This window comes from Streptomyces sp. NPDC058470, assembly GCF_042721055.1.
Classification (GTDB): Bacteria; Actinomycetota; Actinomycetes; order Streptomycetales; family Streptomycetaceae; genus Streptomyces.
In genome coordinates this window covers 1-18587 of sequence record NZ_JBHXMF010000012.1, presented here as the reverse complement: position 1 = coordinate 18587, position 18587 = coordinate 1, and the positions used below count along the sequence as shown (strand labels likewise).

The window sequence follows — 18587 nt, the reverse complement described above, 5'->3', positions numbered from 1 at the left end:
GAGCAAAGGGTGTGTGGGGGCGAGTCTACCGGGGGTGCGGGTGGGGGGTGGCTGGGGAGGTTTTTTCGCCCCCTCCGCCCCCTGCCCGTCCCTTGTCCTGGGGGCTCCGCCCCCAGGCCCCGTATCGCGCTGAACGCGCTCGTCCTCGGACGCCGCACGCCGGACGGGCTGAAAATCCAGACCCCGTCTCAGCATCCGAACCGCCTTGGCCAGGACGCCCCGGCCCTGCATACTGCTCCCATGCTCACGCACGCGACGAACTTCGTCTTTACCTATGGCAACCGGCCCACCGGCTGCCATGGTCGTGCTGCTTGAGCAACTGACAAGCGACTTCCCAGGCGCCCCGGGCCGACAAGGCCCGGGGCGCCTGCCGTTTCCGGACCTCGCCGCTCCGGGGCACCCCGTCACCACAAGACGCAAGAGGAGCCCCACCATGGCCGACGCGGCCGACGTACTCGACAAGACCGGCGCCCGCACCGACGAGGCCGCCGACACGATCACCGGTGCCCGTGAGCGCATCGACGCCCTGGACGACCGGATCATCGGCCTCGTCCAGGAACGGATGGCCGTCTCGGCGGTGATCCAGGAGGCCCGGATCTCCTCCGGCGGCCGGCGCGTGAACCTTTCGCGCGAGATGGAGATCCTCGGCCACTACAGGGACGCATTGGGCAAGCCGGGCACCTCGCTGGCGATGACGCTCCTGGAGCTGTGCCGGGGCCGCGTCTGAGTTCCGCGCGGGGCCGAGTCCGACGTTCCGCACGGGGCCGAGTCCGACGTTCCGCACGGGGCCGAGTCCGACGTTCCGCACGGGGCCGAGTCCGACGTTCCGTACGGGGCCGAGTCCGACGTTCCGTACGGGGGCCGCGCCTGGAGCTCCCGCGCGGAGACCGCGCCTGATGGTTCCGCGCGGAGGCCGCATGTGCGCTCCGTACGACGCCGTACGCACGTACGCATGCCCTCTCACCCGTACGGCGCGTGACCGCCTCCGCGGCGGCTTCGTTGGTCCCGGTGTCCGTGCCAGCCAGGGGCGGGCCCGAAAAAACCACGCGTGGCTTCGCTGGAGCGATGAGACGTACGGAACGTGCCGTGCGTCGTGGGACCTCGCTCCAGGGTTGGGACCGGACGGCAGGGGACAGCAGCCCGGTCACCCAAGAGAACGGCCGGCTCCGGGGACGCCCGGGGCCGACCGGCGGAATCTGTTCAGCTGCGGTCGTAACGGTTGCGGAGTCCGTCGCCCATCCCGCACGATGCGAGAACAGCTCAAGTCCCCCGCAACACAACCGAATTGCTCCACTACTGCCATTGGTCGACACCACGCGCGCGCCCCCAGTGCGCCGGGGCGCCGACCGGCGGCCCCCCAGACCAGCGGCGCACCCCCCGGCGCCGCTCCCCGGCACCGGCGCTGCCCTGACGTCGGTGCTGACGCCGAAGGGCCCCGCGGCTCCGCCCCCAGCTCACGGATTCCGTCCGAGCAGGGGGTTACCCCCACCGCGGGGCCTTTCGCATGCCCACTCCAAATGCCCACTCCATGTGACGACCGGTCTGCATGACCCGCCACGACGGCCGGCCTGCGCGACCCACCGATGACGTCCGGTCTGCGTGACCCGCCCATGACGACTGGTCTGCGTGACCCGCCCCAAGACGACCGGTCTGCGTGACCCGCCCCAAGACGACCGGTCTGCGTGACCCGCCCATGACGACTGGTCTGCGTGACCCGCCCATGACGACTGGTCTGCGTGACCCGCCCCATGTGACCGACCCCACATAAAGGTCCTGTGAAGGTCGGCACAACCATTCACAGGTTGCTCGTGTCACACCTGCTACCAACGGCCACACCCGCGCCCCACCGCGAAGGCCCCCGCTGAGTACCGCGGCCTCGCGGTGCACCAGACTTCCCGAGGTCTTCATGAAGCTTCGTCGTGCCATGGCCGTTGCGGCCGCGACGGCTGCCCTGGCCCCGCTGGCGCTCCTGTCGGCGCCGGCCGCGTTCGCGGACACCGATCCTCCGGCCGCGGCGGAGAGCAGCCCCGCGGCGCAGGACAGCACACCTGCGGCCGAGGACACCACGCCCGCCGAGGACGTCACCAGCCCGGCGGCCGAGGACACGACGCCCGCGGCGCAGGACACCACTCCCGCGGCCAAGGACACGATGCCCGCCGCGGAGGACACCACCCCGCCAGCCGGCGACAGCACTCCGCCCGTCACGCCGACTCCCACTCAGAGCACTCCGGATGAGAGCGACGAGCCCGAGCTCTGTGTCGACGAGGACGGGAACGACCTCACCGAGATCAGCACCGACCTGACCAGCGGCCTGTCGGGTCTGCCGGACACGATCGTCGCGGGCAGCGGCTGGACGACGTTCTCGTTCGACATCTCCAACCACGGCGACGACACCATCACGAACATCGCTCCGCTGATCGGTGTCGCGGCCATCGGCTGGGACGAGGAGGACTACTCCGGCGAGATCAGCGTGCAGGTCCTCGACAAGGACTCCGGCACCTGGCGGGAGGTCGCGGGTGCCGCGGGCGAGGGTGGCACCTTCACCCCGTTCTCGCTCGGCGCTGGCCAGTCGACCTCGTACGAGCTGCGCCTCAGCGTCAGCGGCGACGTCCCGGACGCCATCGGCGTGACCGGCGGCTTCGCCCAGTACGCGGACGACGAGGGCTGCTGGGTCGCCGACGACCCGAACGGCTGGATCTACTTCTTCGACATCCTCGCCGCCGGCTCGGACGCGGGCAGCCCGCCGGACGCCAAGCCGCGGACCGGCGGTGCGAAGGAGATCAGCGACGCCAGGACGGTAGACGCCTCCGGCTCGCTCGCCGAGACCGGTTCCTCGTCCGCGCTGCCGCTGATCGGCCTCACCGGCGGTGTCGCCGTCGTCGCCGGTGCGGGTGCGCTGTACGTGGTCCGTCGCCGCAGGTCTGGTGGCGCGACCGCGTAACGCGGCTCGGCCCAGTGGCCACAGCTGAATGAGGACCTGCGCTCGGAGGGGGGTGCAGGTCCTTCTTTCTGTGACCGGCGGGAGTTACGACTTCGGTGGCACCGTCGGCATCCCCAGGAACGGCAGCTTCAGCGCGCCGAACGCGTCCGCGGGGACGACGGGGTTCCGGGGCTCGACCGGCCGCAGACGCTCGTACGCCGCTCCCTGTACCGGGCGCGGGTCGGCCTCGCCCTTGTTGGGCCAGTACGACATCGCGCGCTCGGCCTGGGCGGTGATGGTGAGCGACGGGTTGACGCCGAGGTTGGCGGAGACGGCGGCGCCGTCGACGACCGAGATGCCGGGGTGGCCGTACAGCCGGTGGTACGGGTCGATGACCCCGGAGGACGCCGAGTCGCCGATCGGGCAGCCGCCCAGGAAGTGCGCGGTGAGCGGCGTACCCATCAGCTCGCCCACGTTGCTGCCCGCGAAGCCGTTGATCTCGGCGGCGATCGCGGACGCACTCTCCGAAGCCGCCTTGATCTGCCGGGGGTTGGGGGCACCGTGTCCCTGACGTGCCGTCAACAGGCCTTTCCCCGCGCCCTTCGGCTTCAGGTATGTCGTCAGGGAGTTGTCCACCGACTGCATCACAAGACCGATGATGGTCCGCTCGGACCAGTGGCGGTTGGAGAGCATGCGCAGCAGGAGAAGGGGGTGTTTCGCGGCATTGGCCAGCCATCCCAGAGACGGCGACGAGCCCTCCGTGTAGGGGACTTGGAGGATGGACAAGCTGCCCATCGAGTTCGAGCCCTTGCCGTAGCGGACGGGCTCGATGTGGGTGTTCTCGTCGGGGTGGATCGAGGACGTGATCGCGACGCCCTGGGTGAAGTCGGCCTTCGGCTTGCCGTGCGCCTTGCGGTACCGGCGGTTGTCCGTCTGCGCGCCCACCAGAGCCTCGGAGTTGGTGCGGGTCAGCTCGCCCAACCTGCCTGAGATGTAAGGCAGTTGCCCGCTCGACTTCATACGGTGCAGCAGGGTCTGCGTGCCGTAGGTGCCGGCGGCGATCACGACCCTGCGGGCCTTGAACATCCGCCCGTCGCCCTTGCGCTTCTCGTCCGTGGGCAGAGTGGTGACGGCGTACCCGCCCTGCGAGTCGTCGGTGACGGACACGACCGTCGTCATGGGATGGACGACTGCGCCCGCCTTCTCCGCGAGGTGGAGATAGTTCTCGTTGAGGGTGTTCTTCGCGCCGTGCCGGCAGCCGGTCATGCACTCGCCGCACTCCGTGCAGGCCTTGCGGGCGGGTCCGGCGCCTCCGAAGTAGGGGTCTTCCACTTCGCCGCCGGGCCTGGCCTTGGCCGTTCCGTCCGCGTCCTCCCCGTCACCGAAGAAGACACCGACCGGCGCCATGTGGAAGGTGTCGCCGATGCCCATCCGCTGGGCGGCCGCCTTGAGATGGACGTCGGAGGGGGTCATGGTCGGGTTGAGCCGCACGCCGAGCATCCGCCGGGCCTGGTCGTAGTACGGCTTCAACTCCCCCTCCCAGTCGGTGATGTCCTTCCACTGCGGGTCCTCGAAGAAGGCCTTCGGCGGTACGTAGAGGGTGTTGGCGTAGTTCAGGGACCCGCCGCCGACGCCGGCACCGGCCAACACCATGACGTTGCCCAGGAGATGGATGCGCTGGATGCCGTACAGGCCGAGCCTGGGTGCCCAGAGGTAGTTCTTCAGGTCCCAGGAGTTCTTGGGCAGCGAGCCACGGGTGAAACGGCGACCCGCCTCCAACACGCCTACGCGGTAGCCCTTTTCGGTGAGCCGGAGGGCCGTGACCGACCCACCGAAGCCGGAGCCGACGACGATGACGTCGTAGTCGTACGCGCCGTCGTCGTACGCGCCGTCTTTCTCGTCGTTCGCACGGTCATTCGGTTGCTGGGCAGAGTTCTCCTGTGACACGTGCCGCTCTCCTCGTTGAGAACTTTTGAGAACTATTCAGATCTGGGATCTACCGGAGGCGCAGCGCCTTCATCACCCTGAGGCTCCGGCTCATGAACGCCGCGTACTTCTCGTCGTCCATGCCGAGCGAGGGCGCCATCGGCAGCAGCCGCTGGTGGGCGACGGTCTGCGCCTCGGTGTACTTGAGGATGCCCTCGGAGCCGTGGCGGCGGCCGAGGCCGGAGTCCTTCATGCCGCCCATGGGCGACTGGACGCTGCCGTACGCGGGCGCGTAGCCCTCGTTGACGTTGACGGTTCCGGTGCGCAGCCGGGCCGCGACCGCGCGACCGCGCCGCCCGTCCTTGGTCCAGACGGAGGAATTGAGGCCGTACGCCGTGGAGTTGGCGAGTTCGACGACCTCGTCCTCGGTCCTGAAACGGTAGAGGGAGACGACGGGCCCGAAGGTCTCCTCGGCGCAGACGGCCATGGGCGCCTCGACGCCGTCGAGGATGGTGGGCTCGTAGAAGTAGGGCCCGATGTCGGGCCGGGCGACCCCGCCTGCGACTACCTTCGCCCCCTTGGCGACGGCCTCGTCCACATGCCGGGTCACGGTTTCGAGCTGCCGCTCGCCGACCAGCGAGCCCATGTCGGCCCCGTACGCGAGGGAGGTGCCGAGCCGCATGGCCTTGGTGCGGGCGGTGAACCGCTCCGCGAACACATCGGCGATGTCCTCGTGGACGTACAACCGCTCGATGGAGATGCAGAGTTGACCGGCGGAGGAGAAGCAGGCCCGCACGGCGCCGGCGGCGGCCTTGTCGATGTCCGCATCCTCAAGGACCAACATGGCGTTCTTGCCGCCGAGTTCGAGCGAGACGCCGACGAGACGGGCGGCGGCGCCCTGCGCGACCTCGCGGCCGGTCCGGGTGGACCCGGTGAAGGAGACGTAGTCGGCGTGCTTGACGATCTCGGGTCCGACGACGGGCCCCTCGCCGATGACGACCTGGAACACCTCGGCGGGCAGCCCGGCCTCGATGAGCAGGTCGCGGGCCCAGAGGGCGGTGAGGCAGGTCTCGGTGTCGGGCTTCATGACGACGGCGTTGCCCGCGACGAAGGCGGGGAGCGCGTCGCCGACAGACAGCTCCAGGGGGTAGTTCCAGGGCGCGATCTGGCCGACGACACCGCGCGGGTGGCGCAGTTCGGTGACCTTGGTGAGGGTGGGGATGGCGCCGGTGTGCCCCTTGGGCCGGAGGTAGGAAGGGGCCTTGCGGCCGTAGTGCCGCGCGGCCACGGCGACAGCCTGGACCTCCTCGTGCGCGTGCAGCCGGGCCTTGCCGGTCTCCAGCTGGATCAGGTCGAGGACCTCGGCCTGGCGCGCGAGCACGAGGTCGTGGAAACGGAGCAGTACGGCGGCGCGCTGCCGCACGGGAGTGGCGCCCCAGGCGACCTGCGCCGCGCGGGCCCGCTCGAAGGCGGTCGCCACTTCCTCGGGGGTGGACTCGGGCAGATCGGCCAACTTTTCGCCCGTGAACGGGGTGTGGTTGGCGGTCCGTCCCGATCCGACGACCCCCTTCGTGAGCTGCGCGACCAGCTCGGGGGTGACGACGTCGGCGGCGGTGCGGGCGCCTAGAGGGGCGGGGGCGAGGGGGTTGGTGCCGATGGCTGCGCCGGTGGCGCTGGTGTCGCCGGTTGCGGCCGTCTCGTCGGTTGCGGCCGTCGCATCCGTTGCGGCCGTTGCGGCCGTCTCGTCCGTGCCGGTCTTTTCCGTGGCCTGCTCCGCAGCCTGCGAGTCCGTCATGAGCCGCAGGGTATGCCCGGCGGGGCCCTTTGGGTACCCGTCGGTAATCGGCTTTCACCGGGTACTCACACGACGCCAGTGATCGCTGGCAACGAATGCGCTGATCAGTGCGTTGGGGGTGTGGTGATCACGGGTTGGTCACTCCTGGACGTTGCCCTCGGAGCGGGCGGCGAACCCGGATGTGTTCAGCTCGAAGTCAAAGGGCGCGGGTACGTGGAGGGGCTTCCCGAAGGGGACGGTGGTGCGCGACCGGTATCCCTTCTCGGACGGGTCCCAGAAGGCGGTGATCTCCTCCGCCTGCATGTCGAGCACGAGGTATACGGGCACGACGCGCCCGTAGGTGTCCAGCTTGTCGAGCCAGTCGGCGTCTTTGGTCGATACGGAGGTCAGCTCGGCGACGAGGGAAAGGGCAGCGGCATCGGCATGCCGACCTTCGGCGTCGAAGGCGGATTCGTCGGCGACGAAGAGGTCGGGGCCGAAGCCTCGCTCCGCGGGAGGGAACACGAACAGAAAAGGCGAGGTCTCCGCGACATGCCCCTCAGGTGCATGAGCCTCCACCTGCCTGCGCAGCCTCCGCATGGGACGCAGGTAGCGCAGCTTCGACCACGGCGACACGACGATCTTCCCCCGGATGAGTTCGGCCTTGTAGCCGTCAGGCGTGTCCAGCTCCTCAACGATCCGGAGCATGTCCTCAAATGCTCCGGCCGGAGGAGGGTCCATGGCCGCCGGGCGCTCGCTCATGGTGGTCACCACGGTCCTCCGCTGATTACAGGGCGTGTCGCTGGCTCCACGGTAGCGCCGGGGCAGTCCGGCCGCCCTCCACCCGGGCGCCCTCACGCCACAGCCGCCTGCCCGACACCTCGTGGCCCCAGTTCGCACCACAGCAGCTTCCCGCCCCGCCCGAAGAGATCGTCCCCGAGCGGGTAGCCGCCCCACGCGTCCGCGTAATGGCATACGAGGAACAGTCCACGTCCGCCGTCCGCCTCGGCCGGGACGGGCTGGAGCGGACCGGGGCGCTCGCCGAAGGGCGGCGGGATGTGCGGGTTGGCGTCCCAGACGCTCACCCGGAGGCGGATGCCGCCGAGGGCGCGGAGGTGGAGGGTGGCAGGGCCGGTGGAGTGGCGGCAGGCGTTCGTGACGAGCTCGGAGGTCAACAGCTCGGCGATGTCGGTCAGTTCAGTCATGCCGTGTCCGGTCAGGACCGCCCGAAGGGTGGTTCGGGCGATCCGCGGGGCCAGCGGATCATTCGGCAGCTGGAGCGCGTACGCCCAAGATGCGGACGCTTCGGACTTCGGCGGGGATACGGTGACCATGAACGCCTCCTGCGGTGGGGGGACTTGGGTTCGCTGTACTGGCCCGGCTGGGGCGGTGGCATGTCGCGTGCGTACGTGTGGGCAGCGCGGGGCGCTTCCGGCTTACCGGTGGGGCCAGTTGAGCGGCTTGGGACTCACCGTAGACCGGTTCATGGACTACATTCCATGAATCGAAGGGAATGCAGACCCTATTACCTTCGTGTGGGTGACCCATACGCCGTATGTACGAACGGGAAGTCGCCGCTCATGCCGCAGCCAAGCCCTCTCCCCACCGCCCGACGCCGTCGCCTGGGTGTCGAACTGCGGAGGCTGCGCGAGCGCGTGGATCTGTCCGCCACACAGGCCGCGGCACTGGTGGGCGCCACACAGTCACGCGTGAGCAACATCGAGGCCGGGCGCTACGGAGTCAGTGCCGAGCGGGTGCGGACACTGGCCCGGCACTACGACTGCACGAACGAGCCGCTGGTCGACGCCCTCGCGGCGATGACCGGCGAACGTCGGCGCGGCTGGTGGGAGGAGTACCGCGACATCCTTTCGCCCCGTGTACTGGACCTCACCGAGGTGGAGCACCACGCCACCGCCCTACGCGTGGCGCACGTCATCAACATCCCTGGCCTGCTGCAGACCACCGATCACGCCCGCGTCCTGTTCAGCCATACCGTGCCTCCGCTGAAGCCCCACGAGATCGAGCACCGCGTATCGCACCGCATCAAGCGCCAAGCAGTCCTGCACCGCGAACACCCCCCGTCCTACACCGCGGTCATCCACGAAGCCGCTCTGCGCATGCGCTTCGGCGACCGCACCACGGTCAGAGCGCAGCTCAACCACCTCAACGAGGTGAGCGAACTCGCCCACGTCACAATCGCCGTCGTCCCCTTCGACAGCGGCCCGTTCCACACTTCCGGCCAGGGCATCGACTACTTCCACGGCCCGGTCCACCAGCTCGACACCGTTCAGCTGGACACGGACCATGGCGCCGAACTCATCGACTCCCCAGCCCAATTGGAGCGCTACCGCCTGGTCCTGGAACGCATGCAGCAAGCCGCGCTCCCGCCCACCAAGTCCCGCGACTTCATCGCCCAACTTGCCCGAGACCTCTGAAGGAGCCCACCATGCCCGAACCGCACTGGCAGAAGTCCACATATAGCCAGGAGGCCTCGGCCTGCGTATACGTGGCCATTACCCCCGCCGGAACGATCCTCCTCCGCGAAAGCGACGAACCGGAGGTCACCCTCACCACTGGCCCATGTCAGTTCAGCACGCTGATAGCCGCCTTGCGGAGCTCGGGCCGCCCCGCTATTGCTGACTGAATACGCTGTACCGCCCACACCTCGTCTAAGGGCTGTCCCGTAACGGCTGACCACAGGTGAGACGATCTTGATGTGGCTGGTGTGATTACGGCGTCGGAGCCGTCCTGGATAGGCCCGTTCACCGGCTTGAGCCCGCGCTGCTTCCGTACGTTGGTCACTGCGCTGCGCCGCGAAGGAGCTGATGCCGTGCGCCGAGGTCGGCCATGGAGCCTGCCGTTGGAAGACCGGGTGTTGCTGGTCACGACTTACTGGCGGACGAACTTGACGATGCGCCAACTGGCTCCGCTGTTCGGGATCTCGAAGTCCGCGGTCGACCGGATCATCGATCAGGTTGGCCCGCTCCTCGCGCTGCGGCCCCGGCTTCGCTTCGCCAAGGACACCGTGCTTGTGGACGGCACCCTGGTTCCCACCCGCGACCACACGGTGGCCGAACAGTCCAAGAACTACCGATACTCCACCAACCACCAGGTCGTCATCGATGCCGACACTCGCCTCGTCGTCCTAGTCGGCCGGCCGCTTCCGGGCAACCGCAATGACTGCAAGGCATGGGAGGAATCTGGCGTAAAGGCCGCTGTCGGCAAGACCATGACCATCGCCGACGGCGGCTATCCCGGCACTGGCGTCGTCATGCCCCACCGTCGGCGGGCGGGCGAGGAACTGGCCGCCTGGAAACAGGAGCACAACCGTTCACACAAGCAGGTCCGCGCCCGCGTCGAGCATGCCTTCGCGCGGATGAAGACCTGGAAGATCCTCCGGGACTGCCGGTTGAAAGGCGAGGGTGTCCACCACGCGGTGCTCGGCATCGCCCGTTTACACAACCTTGCACGCAGCGCGTGACCGCACTCAACCGAAGCAACTGACCGCTTAAGGTTCGATGGGCAGGATCTGGACCAGGCCGACCCAGTTCTCGTCGTCCGCCTTGGTATGGGTAGCTCGGACCCTCCAGCATCCGGCAGGCAGCGCAACCGATGCCTGGGAGGGCATCCCGCCGCCGGGATACTGGATGTCCAGCTCGGAGCCTGCTTCGGCGGAGTCCATGAGTGTGGCTGGACCATCTGACAACCACGTGCCGCACTCCTCCCACTCGGTGGCGGGGTCTGCGAGCACAGCCCTGGCCGCCGCCTTCAGCTCGGCTTCGGAGTCGGCCGCAAGCCACCGCAGGAAGGCTCGATGCTCAGGTAGATAACAGCTGGTGGCCGGCTCATCCGCCAGCACCAGTGCCTGCGCACCGTTCTCGCCAACAGTGATCACACCGGCCAGATCGTCCACCGCGCAGGCTCTGTCGTAGTCGTCTGGAGCGGTGGCATCTCCTGCCATGACTCCGGTCTCCGTACAGCCACGCCATGCAGCCAACGCGGAGACGGGGACGATGATCAAAGGCCCGCCCATCGACTCCACCCAGACAGGAGAGGTGTCGGACGCATGGGCTTCGGTAGACGAAGAAACGCTCATGCCGTCAGTGTGCCCGCGCCCACTGACAATGCCCACGGTGACCGATTGGCACTCAGGACAGGAACGGCCCAGGGCCTGCGGCAACCTGCAGTTACGGGACAGCCCTTAGGCCACCCAACGGCGACTTTGCTCCTGAAACGGGGCGTCGAACTAGGAGTGGCCAGAGAATAACTTGTCTATGGGGCATCGACGTCACCACCACCCGTCTACCCCCACGTACGCCTCCGACGCCAACACCAAGCCCTCGACATCCTCGAGCGCAGACCTGAACTGCCCAACTGGCCGTCAGGCGACCTCCGGCGGTAGCGACGGAACGCCCCACTGAGCAACGCCCGTTCACTGATGTTGCCGTCAACTACTGCCGCCAAACGCCACTGAAGCCCCATCAACCACAACTGATGGGGCTTCAGGTTCGCTGTCACGATCAACTGTAACGGCTGCAATCCCGCAGGTATTCAGGACGCCTGGATCGCATCACTATCGATAGCGACAACCAGCGAGCTCGACCCCTCGACCAGATAGTCATGTTGTGGGAAATAATCCACATGAAGATGGTCGCTCTGATCCGCCTCCAAAGCGAAGCTTTCGATGTTCTCGGCAAGGAGAGAAAGGGACTGCGGCCCACCCTCCACCACCAGAGCTTCGCCATCTCCGGAGGAAGACATCCTGATCTTCCCACTCGCTGGCTGAACTTCGACCCGCGACAACGATCTGGTGTACGGGAATGGATTTGAGACCTTCGCCAGAAGGATTTCCCCCCTGCCACCCCGTAGTCTTCTTCCCAAGACCAGCAAGTCGGAGCGGGTTCCTGATAGCTCCAATTCCCCGGTCGAATCGCCGCACAATACCTTCAACATCACGCCTCATACAGTGCACTAGGGCCAGTAGTCGCCTGGTCGAATCGTGGACGGATCGATTCCAGTGTGCGGATCCTTGAGCGGGCCACTAGTAACACTCTTTCCGTTGATCTGAGTTTCCAGATTAAGGTGCGGCCCCAGTTTCTGAACGTGTGCACTATTGGGGTTCACATCGAATCGAGCAATCTTCCTGACCGTATTACCAGCCTCGTCAGTGGCCACGCTCATGAACTGAACTCCGCCGCTGCCAGACCGCACCACAGTTGCATTGTCGCCAACGTGTGCCACGCCACGACTGACGGCCTCACCCATCGAAATATTGCAGTTGTGAACGAGTACTGGCGTGACCCCTGCCAGCACATAGTACGTGTGCACGGTGCCCACGGTGAGGTTGTGGACCGTCGCTGTCAGAGCGGTCCAGCGTTCGACCGCGGTGATCTGAACGAGTGCGCCAGCGCTGGTGCGCAACCCCTCCCCCGCCTCCAGGTCGGTGGCCTTGATCCACTCGCCGAGTTCGGGTACCCAGAAGGGGTGGTTGTCGGTCGCGGTGACCGATGCGGTCTTCGTGCCCTTGCTGCCATCGGTGTCAACCGTCACCCTGACGAGGTGCTTGAGGCCAGTGCCCTTGATCTCGGCTGTGACCTTTTCGGCTTTGGTCTCACCGGTTTCCGGGTCAGTGGCCAAAACCTCGTCGCCGATGTCGACGTCCTCGATGTTCTTTGTGGTGCCATCGGCCATCAGTACTTTGGTGCCCGGTGTGAAACTGTTGGGCGTCTTTTTCAGGCATGCCTCGGCGGCCTTCTCGGCCGCTTTGGTGGCCTTCCGGCCCTTCTGCCAGTCCTTGAAGCCCGCCCACAGCTTCTTGCCCAGCCCCACGACGTGCTTCGCCAGCTCCTCGGCCTTCTTCCACTTCCACGGCGCCGCGTACTTCGTCGCAAGACGGGCCAGCGGGCCACCGCCCAGCAAGGAGGACACCGCGTTGAGCGCCGTGGCTCCACAGGCCCCGAGGTTGCCCGTCGTGAAGCAGTCCAGCGCGTCCGTGATGCCCAGTTCGTCGGCGATGATCTTGCCGAGTTCCTTGGCGATGGCCACCGCGCGCTGCGCGGCGGCGTCCTCCGCGGCGCGGGCCTCGTCCGCCTGCGCGTCGGCGGGGGTGTAGGTCGACCCGCTCCCGGAGTTGGTGCTGGTGTGGGTGTCGGCTATCGCCCCCGAGTGCTCCTTCGGACCCGGCCCGCACTCGTTCCAGCCGCCGACGCAGTCCGCGAGCCGCAGACCGGACGCGTCGCTGAAGGTGACCGGGCTGTTGTTGGCGTACGCGTAACCGTTGATCTGCTGCGGGTCGGTGAAGTCGACGATCGGGTCAGCCGAGATGAAGCGGCCCGTGTCGGAGTCGTACTCGCGTGCCCCCAGTGTCGTCAGGCCCGTGGACTCCTGGATGGTCCCGCCCACGAAGCCCTTGTCGTTGACCCACGAGGAGCCCGAGGACGAGGACTCGTCGCGCGCGTTCCCGAACGGGTCCGTGCGCCGGCGTGACGTCGCTCCCGTCTTGGCGTCGACGGAGAGTTCCGCCGTGCCCTGGTGGTCCGCGGCGAGGAAGTGCACCCCGTCCGCCTCCCGCATCGCCACCGTCGCCCCGCCGAAGGTGTAGTAGCGGGTCGCCGTCACCTTGGACGTGGCCTTGTCCAGGTGGAGTTCCGTGCCCGGCAGGTAGAAGGTCTTCTCGTCCGGTGTGTCACGCAGGATGCGCTCACCCGACGCGTCGTACTTGTACGACGTCACCTTGCCGTCGGCGTTCTTGACCTGGGTCAGCTCACCCTGCTTGTCCCAGTCCAGGGTCTGCGTGTCACCGGACAGGACACGGGTGTGGGTGTTGCCCGAGGCGTCGTAGGTGTAGGTGTCCTGGGACGTGACCTCCGGCGTGGTGCTGGTGGCCGCCGTCTTCTCCACGACGGACGAGACCGTGTGCGGTCCGGAGTCCGTCCCGTTCGGGCCGGAGTTCTCGCCGTACTTGTACGTGCGGGTCGCGGTGCCCGTGCCGTTCAGGCCGTGGAGTACCTCGTCGGTGCGGTTACCGATCGAGTCGTAGCCGTACTCCGTCCAATAGGGGGACGCCCCGCCGACCGTCGAGGTGGATGCGCCCGAGGAGCAAGCCGCTTCCGTACTGCCCGTTCCCGAGGCGCCGTTGGGCGTCGTGGACGAGGTCCACGCGTCCGTCAGGCGGCGCAGTCCGTCGTAGGTGAAGCACTGCACATCGCTCGTGCCGCCGCTCGGCGTGTCGGCGATGGAGAGGATGTTTCCGCTGGCGTCGTACGTGTAGTCGGCGTCGTACGCCGCGCTCGCGCCGCCCTCCACCCTGACGTTGGAGTTCTTGAGCCGGTCGGTGCCCGCCTCGTAGTTGTACGACAGCCAGGTCTTCTTGTCGGTGCTGCCGCCTGTGTACAGCTCAAGCTGCTCCAGGTTGGACGTGGGTGAATAGGTCACGTCCGTGACGTAATTGTGGCCGCCTAGAGAGGACGTGAGGCCGGCCGGACGCTGCAGTTCGTCGTAGCTGTACGCCAGCGCCTCACCTGCCAGATCACCGGCCGCGGGCAGCCCCTGCCCCTGCACCGAGCCGTCGCGGTTGTACTCAGTGGCGTACTCGTACGTACCGCCCAACTGCGGCTCGGCCGTCTTGGACAGGGTGTACTTCGTCAGGGTCGGCTTGTAGTCGTTGTCCGCGTCGAGGACCGAATCGATCACTGACGAGTAGACCGCGCCGTCCTTGTACGTGTAACTGCCGTACAGCACGCCCTTGGCGAGGGTGTCGTACTTCATCACCGACAGCTTGGTGCCGGTGTCGGTGTCGCCCTGCCAGGTCTCGATCGCGCGGCCCAGTGCGTCGTACTTCGTCGACGTCTTGTTGCCGTTGAGCGTCACCGACGTCTGACGGTCCATGACGTCGTACGTGAACGAGGAGGTGCCGACGTCGGGGTCGACAACAGACTTCTGTCGGCCGAGTTGGTCGTACTCGTACGACCACACGTTCCCGGCGTCGTCCGTCACCGTCGACAGCTGACCCGCGGGCTTGTAGGCGTACGACGTGGTGACCGCGTCGCCCCCCGCCGGATACTCGATACGGCTCGTCGTCTGATCCCGCGCGTCGGAGACGACCGTGGTGGTCGGCTGTCCGGCCGGCGGCTTGGTCGTCACCCGGTCGCCACCGTAGGTGTACGTCGTCCGGTACTTCTCCACGCCCGCGACCTTGAAGATCGAGGCCGTGGCGCGGCTGGCGCCGTCGTACTCCGTGACCGTCTGCGCGTCCAGGTCCGCGTTGAGCGGCTGGAAGAGCGTGGCGGACGGGGCGCCGGTGGTGTAGTAGGTGTCGTTGATCTTCACTACGCGGTTGGAACCGTCGTAGATGGTGTCGGCGACCATGCGGCCGCCGCCCTCGCCCTCGGTCTGTACCTGGCGCGGGCGCAGGAGGCCGTCGTACAGCGTCCACTCGCTGCCGTACGAGGTGCCGTCGCTCTCGATCTTCTGGGTGTGCACGGCGACCGGGCCCGAGGTACCACGGATCAGGTACTCGTACTTGAGGGACGCGGTCGTGCCGATGCGGTCGGGGAGCCAGACGGAGGTCAGGCGGCCCAGGCCGTCGTAGGCCAGTTCGGTGCGCCGGTTGTTCTGGTCGACCTTGGCGCTCGGCAAACCCCATTGGGGGGCGTACTCGGTCGAGGTCGTCCAGCCCAGGGTGTTGGTGACCGTGGACTTCGTGGCCAGGCCGTAGGCGTTCTCGGTGTAGACGGTCCTCGTGGTCTGGGTGTCCGCGTCCTTGACCGTCAGGGGGCGCCCGTAGGAGTCGTACGTCGTCTCGGCGGTCGTCTGGTACGTGGCCAGGGTGCCGGTGTGCGCCGTCAGCCTCTTGGTGATGGTCGGGTCACCCTTGGTCGGGGCCGTGCCCAGCGTGGTCGAACTGTCGTACAGGGTCAGGTCGTCGGAGATGACCTGGGTGGCACGACTGGGAGTGGTCGCGCAGTCGACGCTCACGACCTCCGTGCGCGACACATACGCGTACATGTTCTTGCTCGCGTTGTCCGCGTACTCGGTGCGGGTGCACTGGTTGTCGGCGACGCCGACCTCACCGACGTCGTTGACCTGGGTGGCGCGACCCGTCTTGGGGTCGTACGTCGTCACGGACTTGGTGTTGCGCCAAGTGCCGCCGCTCAGTGCGATGTAGGTGTTGGTGGTGTCCTTCGCCACATAGCGTGCCTTGCGGGTGCCCCAGCTCTTGGTGGCGGTCGCGGTCACCGCGGTCCACGGCTCGGTCACCGACTTCTGGGTGACGGCGGAGCCGTTGTAGGTGACCGTCTCCAGCTCGAACCCGGCCTTCCAGTCCGAGTCCTCGTACGACACGCCGTTGGAATCGGTCACCGTCGCCGAACGAGTGGTGCCGTCCTTGTTCACGTCGCCGTCGAGACCGCGGAAGAAGGTGTGTTCGGTCTTGGTGTTGGAGGCGGAGTTGGTGCCGTCGGAGGTCTCGACGCGGACCTTGCCGTAGCCGCGCCAGTCGCCCCACGTGCGGTACTCGTCCTTGGTGATGCCGTCGGCCTTGGCCTTCCGCCAGCCCGCGTCGCCCAGGTAGGTGTATGACGTGACCTGGTTCGGGTTGCCGCCGGTCAGGTCCTGCTCGACGACCGAGGCGACCACGTACTTGTGGAACCAGTCCACGATCGGGTCGGTGACACCCGGCGGAGTCCACTTCACCGGGAAGCAGCGCTTGGCCGAGGAGTCCTCGGCGGGCAGGTTGCTCGTCGTGCACTGCGTGTCGGCGTAGTTGACGCTGAGGACGCTGCCGGCCTCGCTCTTCACCGCGGCCAGCCGGAAACGATAGAAGGGCTGCAGGTTGTCGCCGGCCTTGTCGACACGGTTGGCGAGCTGGATGCCGGTCAGCTCGACCGACGGCACCGAGACGGCGGTGCCCACCTTCCCGGTGTGGCTGATTCCGTTCAGCCACAGCGACTTCGAGGCGTCGCCGTTGTCGGTGAAGACGTGGGAGAGGCTCCACTCGTCGACCGGGCTGTAGGTCGCGTCGCCGGTCCGGATCTGCGTCGTGATCTTCGTGATCTTCTTACGGGTCCAGAAGGTCGGCGAGTTCTGGCCCGCGCACTTGGTGTCGGCCTTGCAGTTCTGGTCCCACGGGACGTCCGGCCAGTCGGCGGCCGTGGCGTCGGTGAGGTCGGACGCCTCGCAGTCGGTGAGGTCACCGATGCACCGCTCGGCGGTGGTGATGACGACCTGGGCGGCCGGCTTGGTGGAGTACACCTTGCCTTCGCGCTGGCCGTAGTCGATGCGCTTGAGGTAGCCGCCACGGACGTACGACTTGCCGTTCTCGGCGGTCTTCAGGCCCTGCGTGTAGTAGTTGGTCTCCTTGCCGTAGAAGTACGACATGACGTTGCCGTGCGGATCGATGACGTGGTCGAGGTTCCAGCGCCAGGCCTGCGTGCAGTACGCGTTGGCGAAGGTCGCGTTGTAGCAGGGCTCGCCCACGTCGTCGCCGTAGACGGGGACGGTCCAGGTGGAGCCGGTCTCCTCGTTGCCGGTGGCGTAGCCGGGCAGCCTGTTCTGACCGAAGAAGTACTGGGTGCCGTCTGAGGTCGTGACCTTCCAGTACTCACCGTTGTCGTCACCGTTGGTGGCGCCGGTCAGGTGCTCGACCTTGGAGTTGTCGTCGCTGCTGATCCGCCACTCGCCGGTGGTGTCGTCCTTGATGATCTCACCGGAGGTGCCGCCGGTGAGCGAGAGCGTCGCGTTGTCGAACGCCCAGCACTGGTCGCCGAGGTTGGCCGCCTGGCCGTCGTCCGCGCAGCCCTTGTAGCTGCGCTCGATGTAGCCGGGGTCGTAGGAGAAGCCCTGACCCACCCACGAACCCTGGTTGTTCGTGGCAGCGGTCTGGCCGTCGATCGACTGGGAGTTGTAGCTCAGGCCGACGGAGGGCTGAAGTCCGCCCGGCACCGGCGGCGCCGTCATCGGGTACGACCAGGTGAACGCGCCCGAACTGGTGTCCACGCCCCACTCGGAGGACGGGGACAGACCGGTCGCCTTGTAGTCGCCCTGGTCGCCGCCGCTGCTCGCGGTGGCCGCCAGCACCGTCGCCGAGGACGCGCTCGCCGCCTCGGTCATCAGCTGGGTCGTCGTGCCCGAGGTGTCACCGGCGGCGGTGACCTGCGCGGTCAGTGTCTGCTTCGCCGCGTTGTTGCTGCTCTTCAGATACGTCGGCGTCGAGCAGCTCTTCTTCTCCGGTGTGGTCAGCACACACTCCGGGTACTGCACGAGCCGCAGGCGGGAGCCGTAGCCACCGCCGTACGCGTCCGCGAAGTCCGCGTAGTCCAGGGTGACTTGGGCAGCGCCCTTGGCGCTCTCGCCGTCGGTGCGGGCGACGGTGAGCAGGACGCCGTCCACTCCTGCGGCCTTGGCAGCCTCGCGCCCGAGGACCTCGACGCGTACGGACTCAGCGCCTGCCTTGCCCCCGGTGGCCTTGGCCGTCACGGGCAGACCCCCGGCCTTGGCCGCCGTGCCGGAGAGGTCGACGTCCGCGCTGCCGGCCTTCGGCCAGGCGGCCTCCTCGGCGTGCTTGACGGCGGCCTGCTCAGCTGGGTCGGCCTTGTCGTAGGTCTTGGCCTTGGCGTTCGTGCCGCGGACCGGGTCGTCCAGCTCGGTCTGGGCCTTTGGCTTGGTCTGGCCTCCGGCGGCCACGGCATCGGTGGGGGCGTACTGCGGGAGCAGACCTATGGACAGGGCCAGACCGAGGACCAGCGCGGCGCGGCGTCGGCCGCTGCGCCTGCGCCAGGCCGGTCTGGCAGACCGGAACCAGGGGGGCGAGGACATGACATCTCCTTGGGAATCGGGGGATGCGGAAGTGAAAAGAGCAGGCCGACGCGTGGGTGGGGGGGGGCCCCGCCCCCCCCCCCCCCCCCCCGGGGGTTTTGAGCGGTGGGATTTAAAAAAAAACCAACCCCCCACAAAAAAAAAAAAAAAGGT

At 67.5% G+C, this 18587-nt stretch carries 12 protein-coding genes; 5 read left to right on the top strand and 7 right to left on the bottom strand.

Features of this window, described 5'->3' with window-relative positions; all coding sequences use genetic code 11:
• The first annotated feature begins 433 nt into the window (after positions 1-433).
• A complete protein-coding gene (locus tag ACFWP7_RS11145; RefSeq protein WP_384379510.1) occupies positions 434-727 on the top strand; it encodes a chorismate mutase in 294 nt (97 codons plus the stop codon).
• A gap of 1179 nt (positions 728-1906) precedes the next feature.
• Entirely contained in the window at positions 1907-2941 is a 1035-nt protein-coding gene (locus tag ACFWP7_RS11140; protein ID WP_384379507.1) for an LPXTG cell wall anchor domain-containing protein, read from the top strand.
• 84 nt (positions 2942-3025) lie between these two features.
• Here the strand turns inward: ACFWP7_RS11140 and ACFWP7_RS11135 are convergent, their stop codons facing one another.
• The 4 genes from ACFWP7_RS11135 to ACFWP7_RS11120 all read right to left on the bottom strand — a co-directional run bounded on the left by ACFWP7_RS11135 (position 3026) and on the right by ACFWP7_RS11120 (position 7954).
• Positions 3026-4867 (bottom strand): GMC family oxidoreductase N-terminal domain-containing protein, encoded by a 1842-nt coding sequence (locus ACFWP7_RS11135; RefSeq protein ID WP_384379504.1) that lies wholly within the window; start codon positions 4865-4867, stop codon positions 3026-3028.
• 49 nt (positions 4868-4916) lie between these two features.
• Positions 4917-6641 carry a succinic semialdehyde dehydrogenase gene (locus tag ACFWP7_RS11130; protein WP_384379501.1) on the bottom strand — a complete coding sequence of 575 codons (1725 nt, stop codon included), beginning with the start codon at positions 6639-6641 and terminating at the stop codon, positions 4917-4919.
• Between the two features lie 138 nt (positions 6642-6779).
• Entirely contained in the window at positions 6780-7382 is a 603-nt protein-coding gene (locus ACFWP7_RS11125; protein ID WP_384379498.1) for a Uma2 family endonuclease, read from the bottom strand.
• Between the two features lie 92 nt (positions 7383-7474).
• Positions 7475-7954: an ATP-binding protein gene (locus ACFWP7_RS11120; protein ID WP_384379495.1), complete on the bottom strand. Its 480-nt coding sequence runs from the start codon at positions 7952-7954 to the stop codon at positions 7475-7477.
• 246 nt (positions 7955-8200) lie between these two features.
• Here ACFWP7_RS11120 and ACFWP7_RS11115 point away from each other — a divergent pair, with 246 nt between their 5' ends.
• The 3 genes from ACFWP7_RS11115 to ACFWP7_RS11105 all read left to right on the top strand — a co-directional run bounded on the left by ACFWP7_RS11115 (position 8201) and on the right by ACFWP7_RS11105 (position 10101).
• Positions 8201-9055, top strand: a complete 855-nt coding sequence (locus ACFWP7_RS11115; protein WP_384379492.1) for a Scr1 family TA system antitoxin-like transcriptional regulator — start codon at positions 8201-8203, stop codon at positions 9053-9055.
• An 11-nt stretch (positions 9056-9066) separates the two neighbouring features.
• Positions 9067-9264 (top strand): DUF397 domain-containing protein, encoded by a 198-nt coding sequence (locus ACFWP7_RS11110; RefSeq protein ID WP_384379489.1) that lies wholly within the window; start codon positions 9067-9069, stop codon positions 9262-9264.
• 72 nt (positions 9265-9336) lie between these two features.
• Complete coding sequence (locus ACFWP7_RS11105) at positions 9337-10101, top strand: transposase (protein ID WP_384379486.1); 765 nt, start codon at positions 9337-9339, stop codon at positions 10099-10101.
• A gap of 27 nt (positions 10102-10128) precedes the next feature.
• Here ACFWP7_RS11105 and ACFWP7_RS11100 read toward each other — a convergent pair whose 3' ends face one another.
• The 3 genes from ACFWP7_RS11100 to ACFWP7_RS11090 form a co-directional block, all read right to left on the bottom strand.
• Complete coding sequence (locus ACFWP7_RS11100) at positions 10129-10716, bottom strand: immunity 21 family protein (RefSeq protein WP_384379484.1); 588 nt, start codon at positions 10714-10716, stop codon at positions 10129-10131.
• Between the two features lie 455 nt (positions 10717-11171).
• Positions 11172-11381: a hypothetical protein gene (locus ACFWP7_RS11095; protein ID WP_384379481.1), complete on the bottom strand. Its 210-nt coding sequence runs from the start codon at positions 11379-11381 to the stop codon at positions 11172-11174.
• Between the two features lie 210 nt (positions 11382-11591).
• Positions 11592-18434 carry an RHS repeat-associated core domain-containing protein gene (locus ACFWP7_RS11090; RefSeq protein WP_384379478.1) on the bottom strand — a complete coding sequence of 2281 codons (6843 nt, stop codon included), beginning with the start codon at positions 18432-18434 and terminating at the stop codon, positions 11592-11594.
• Between the last annotated feature and the right edge of the window lie 153 nt (positions 18435-18587).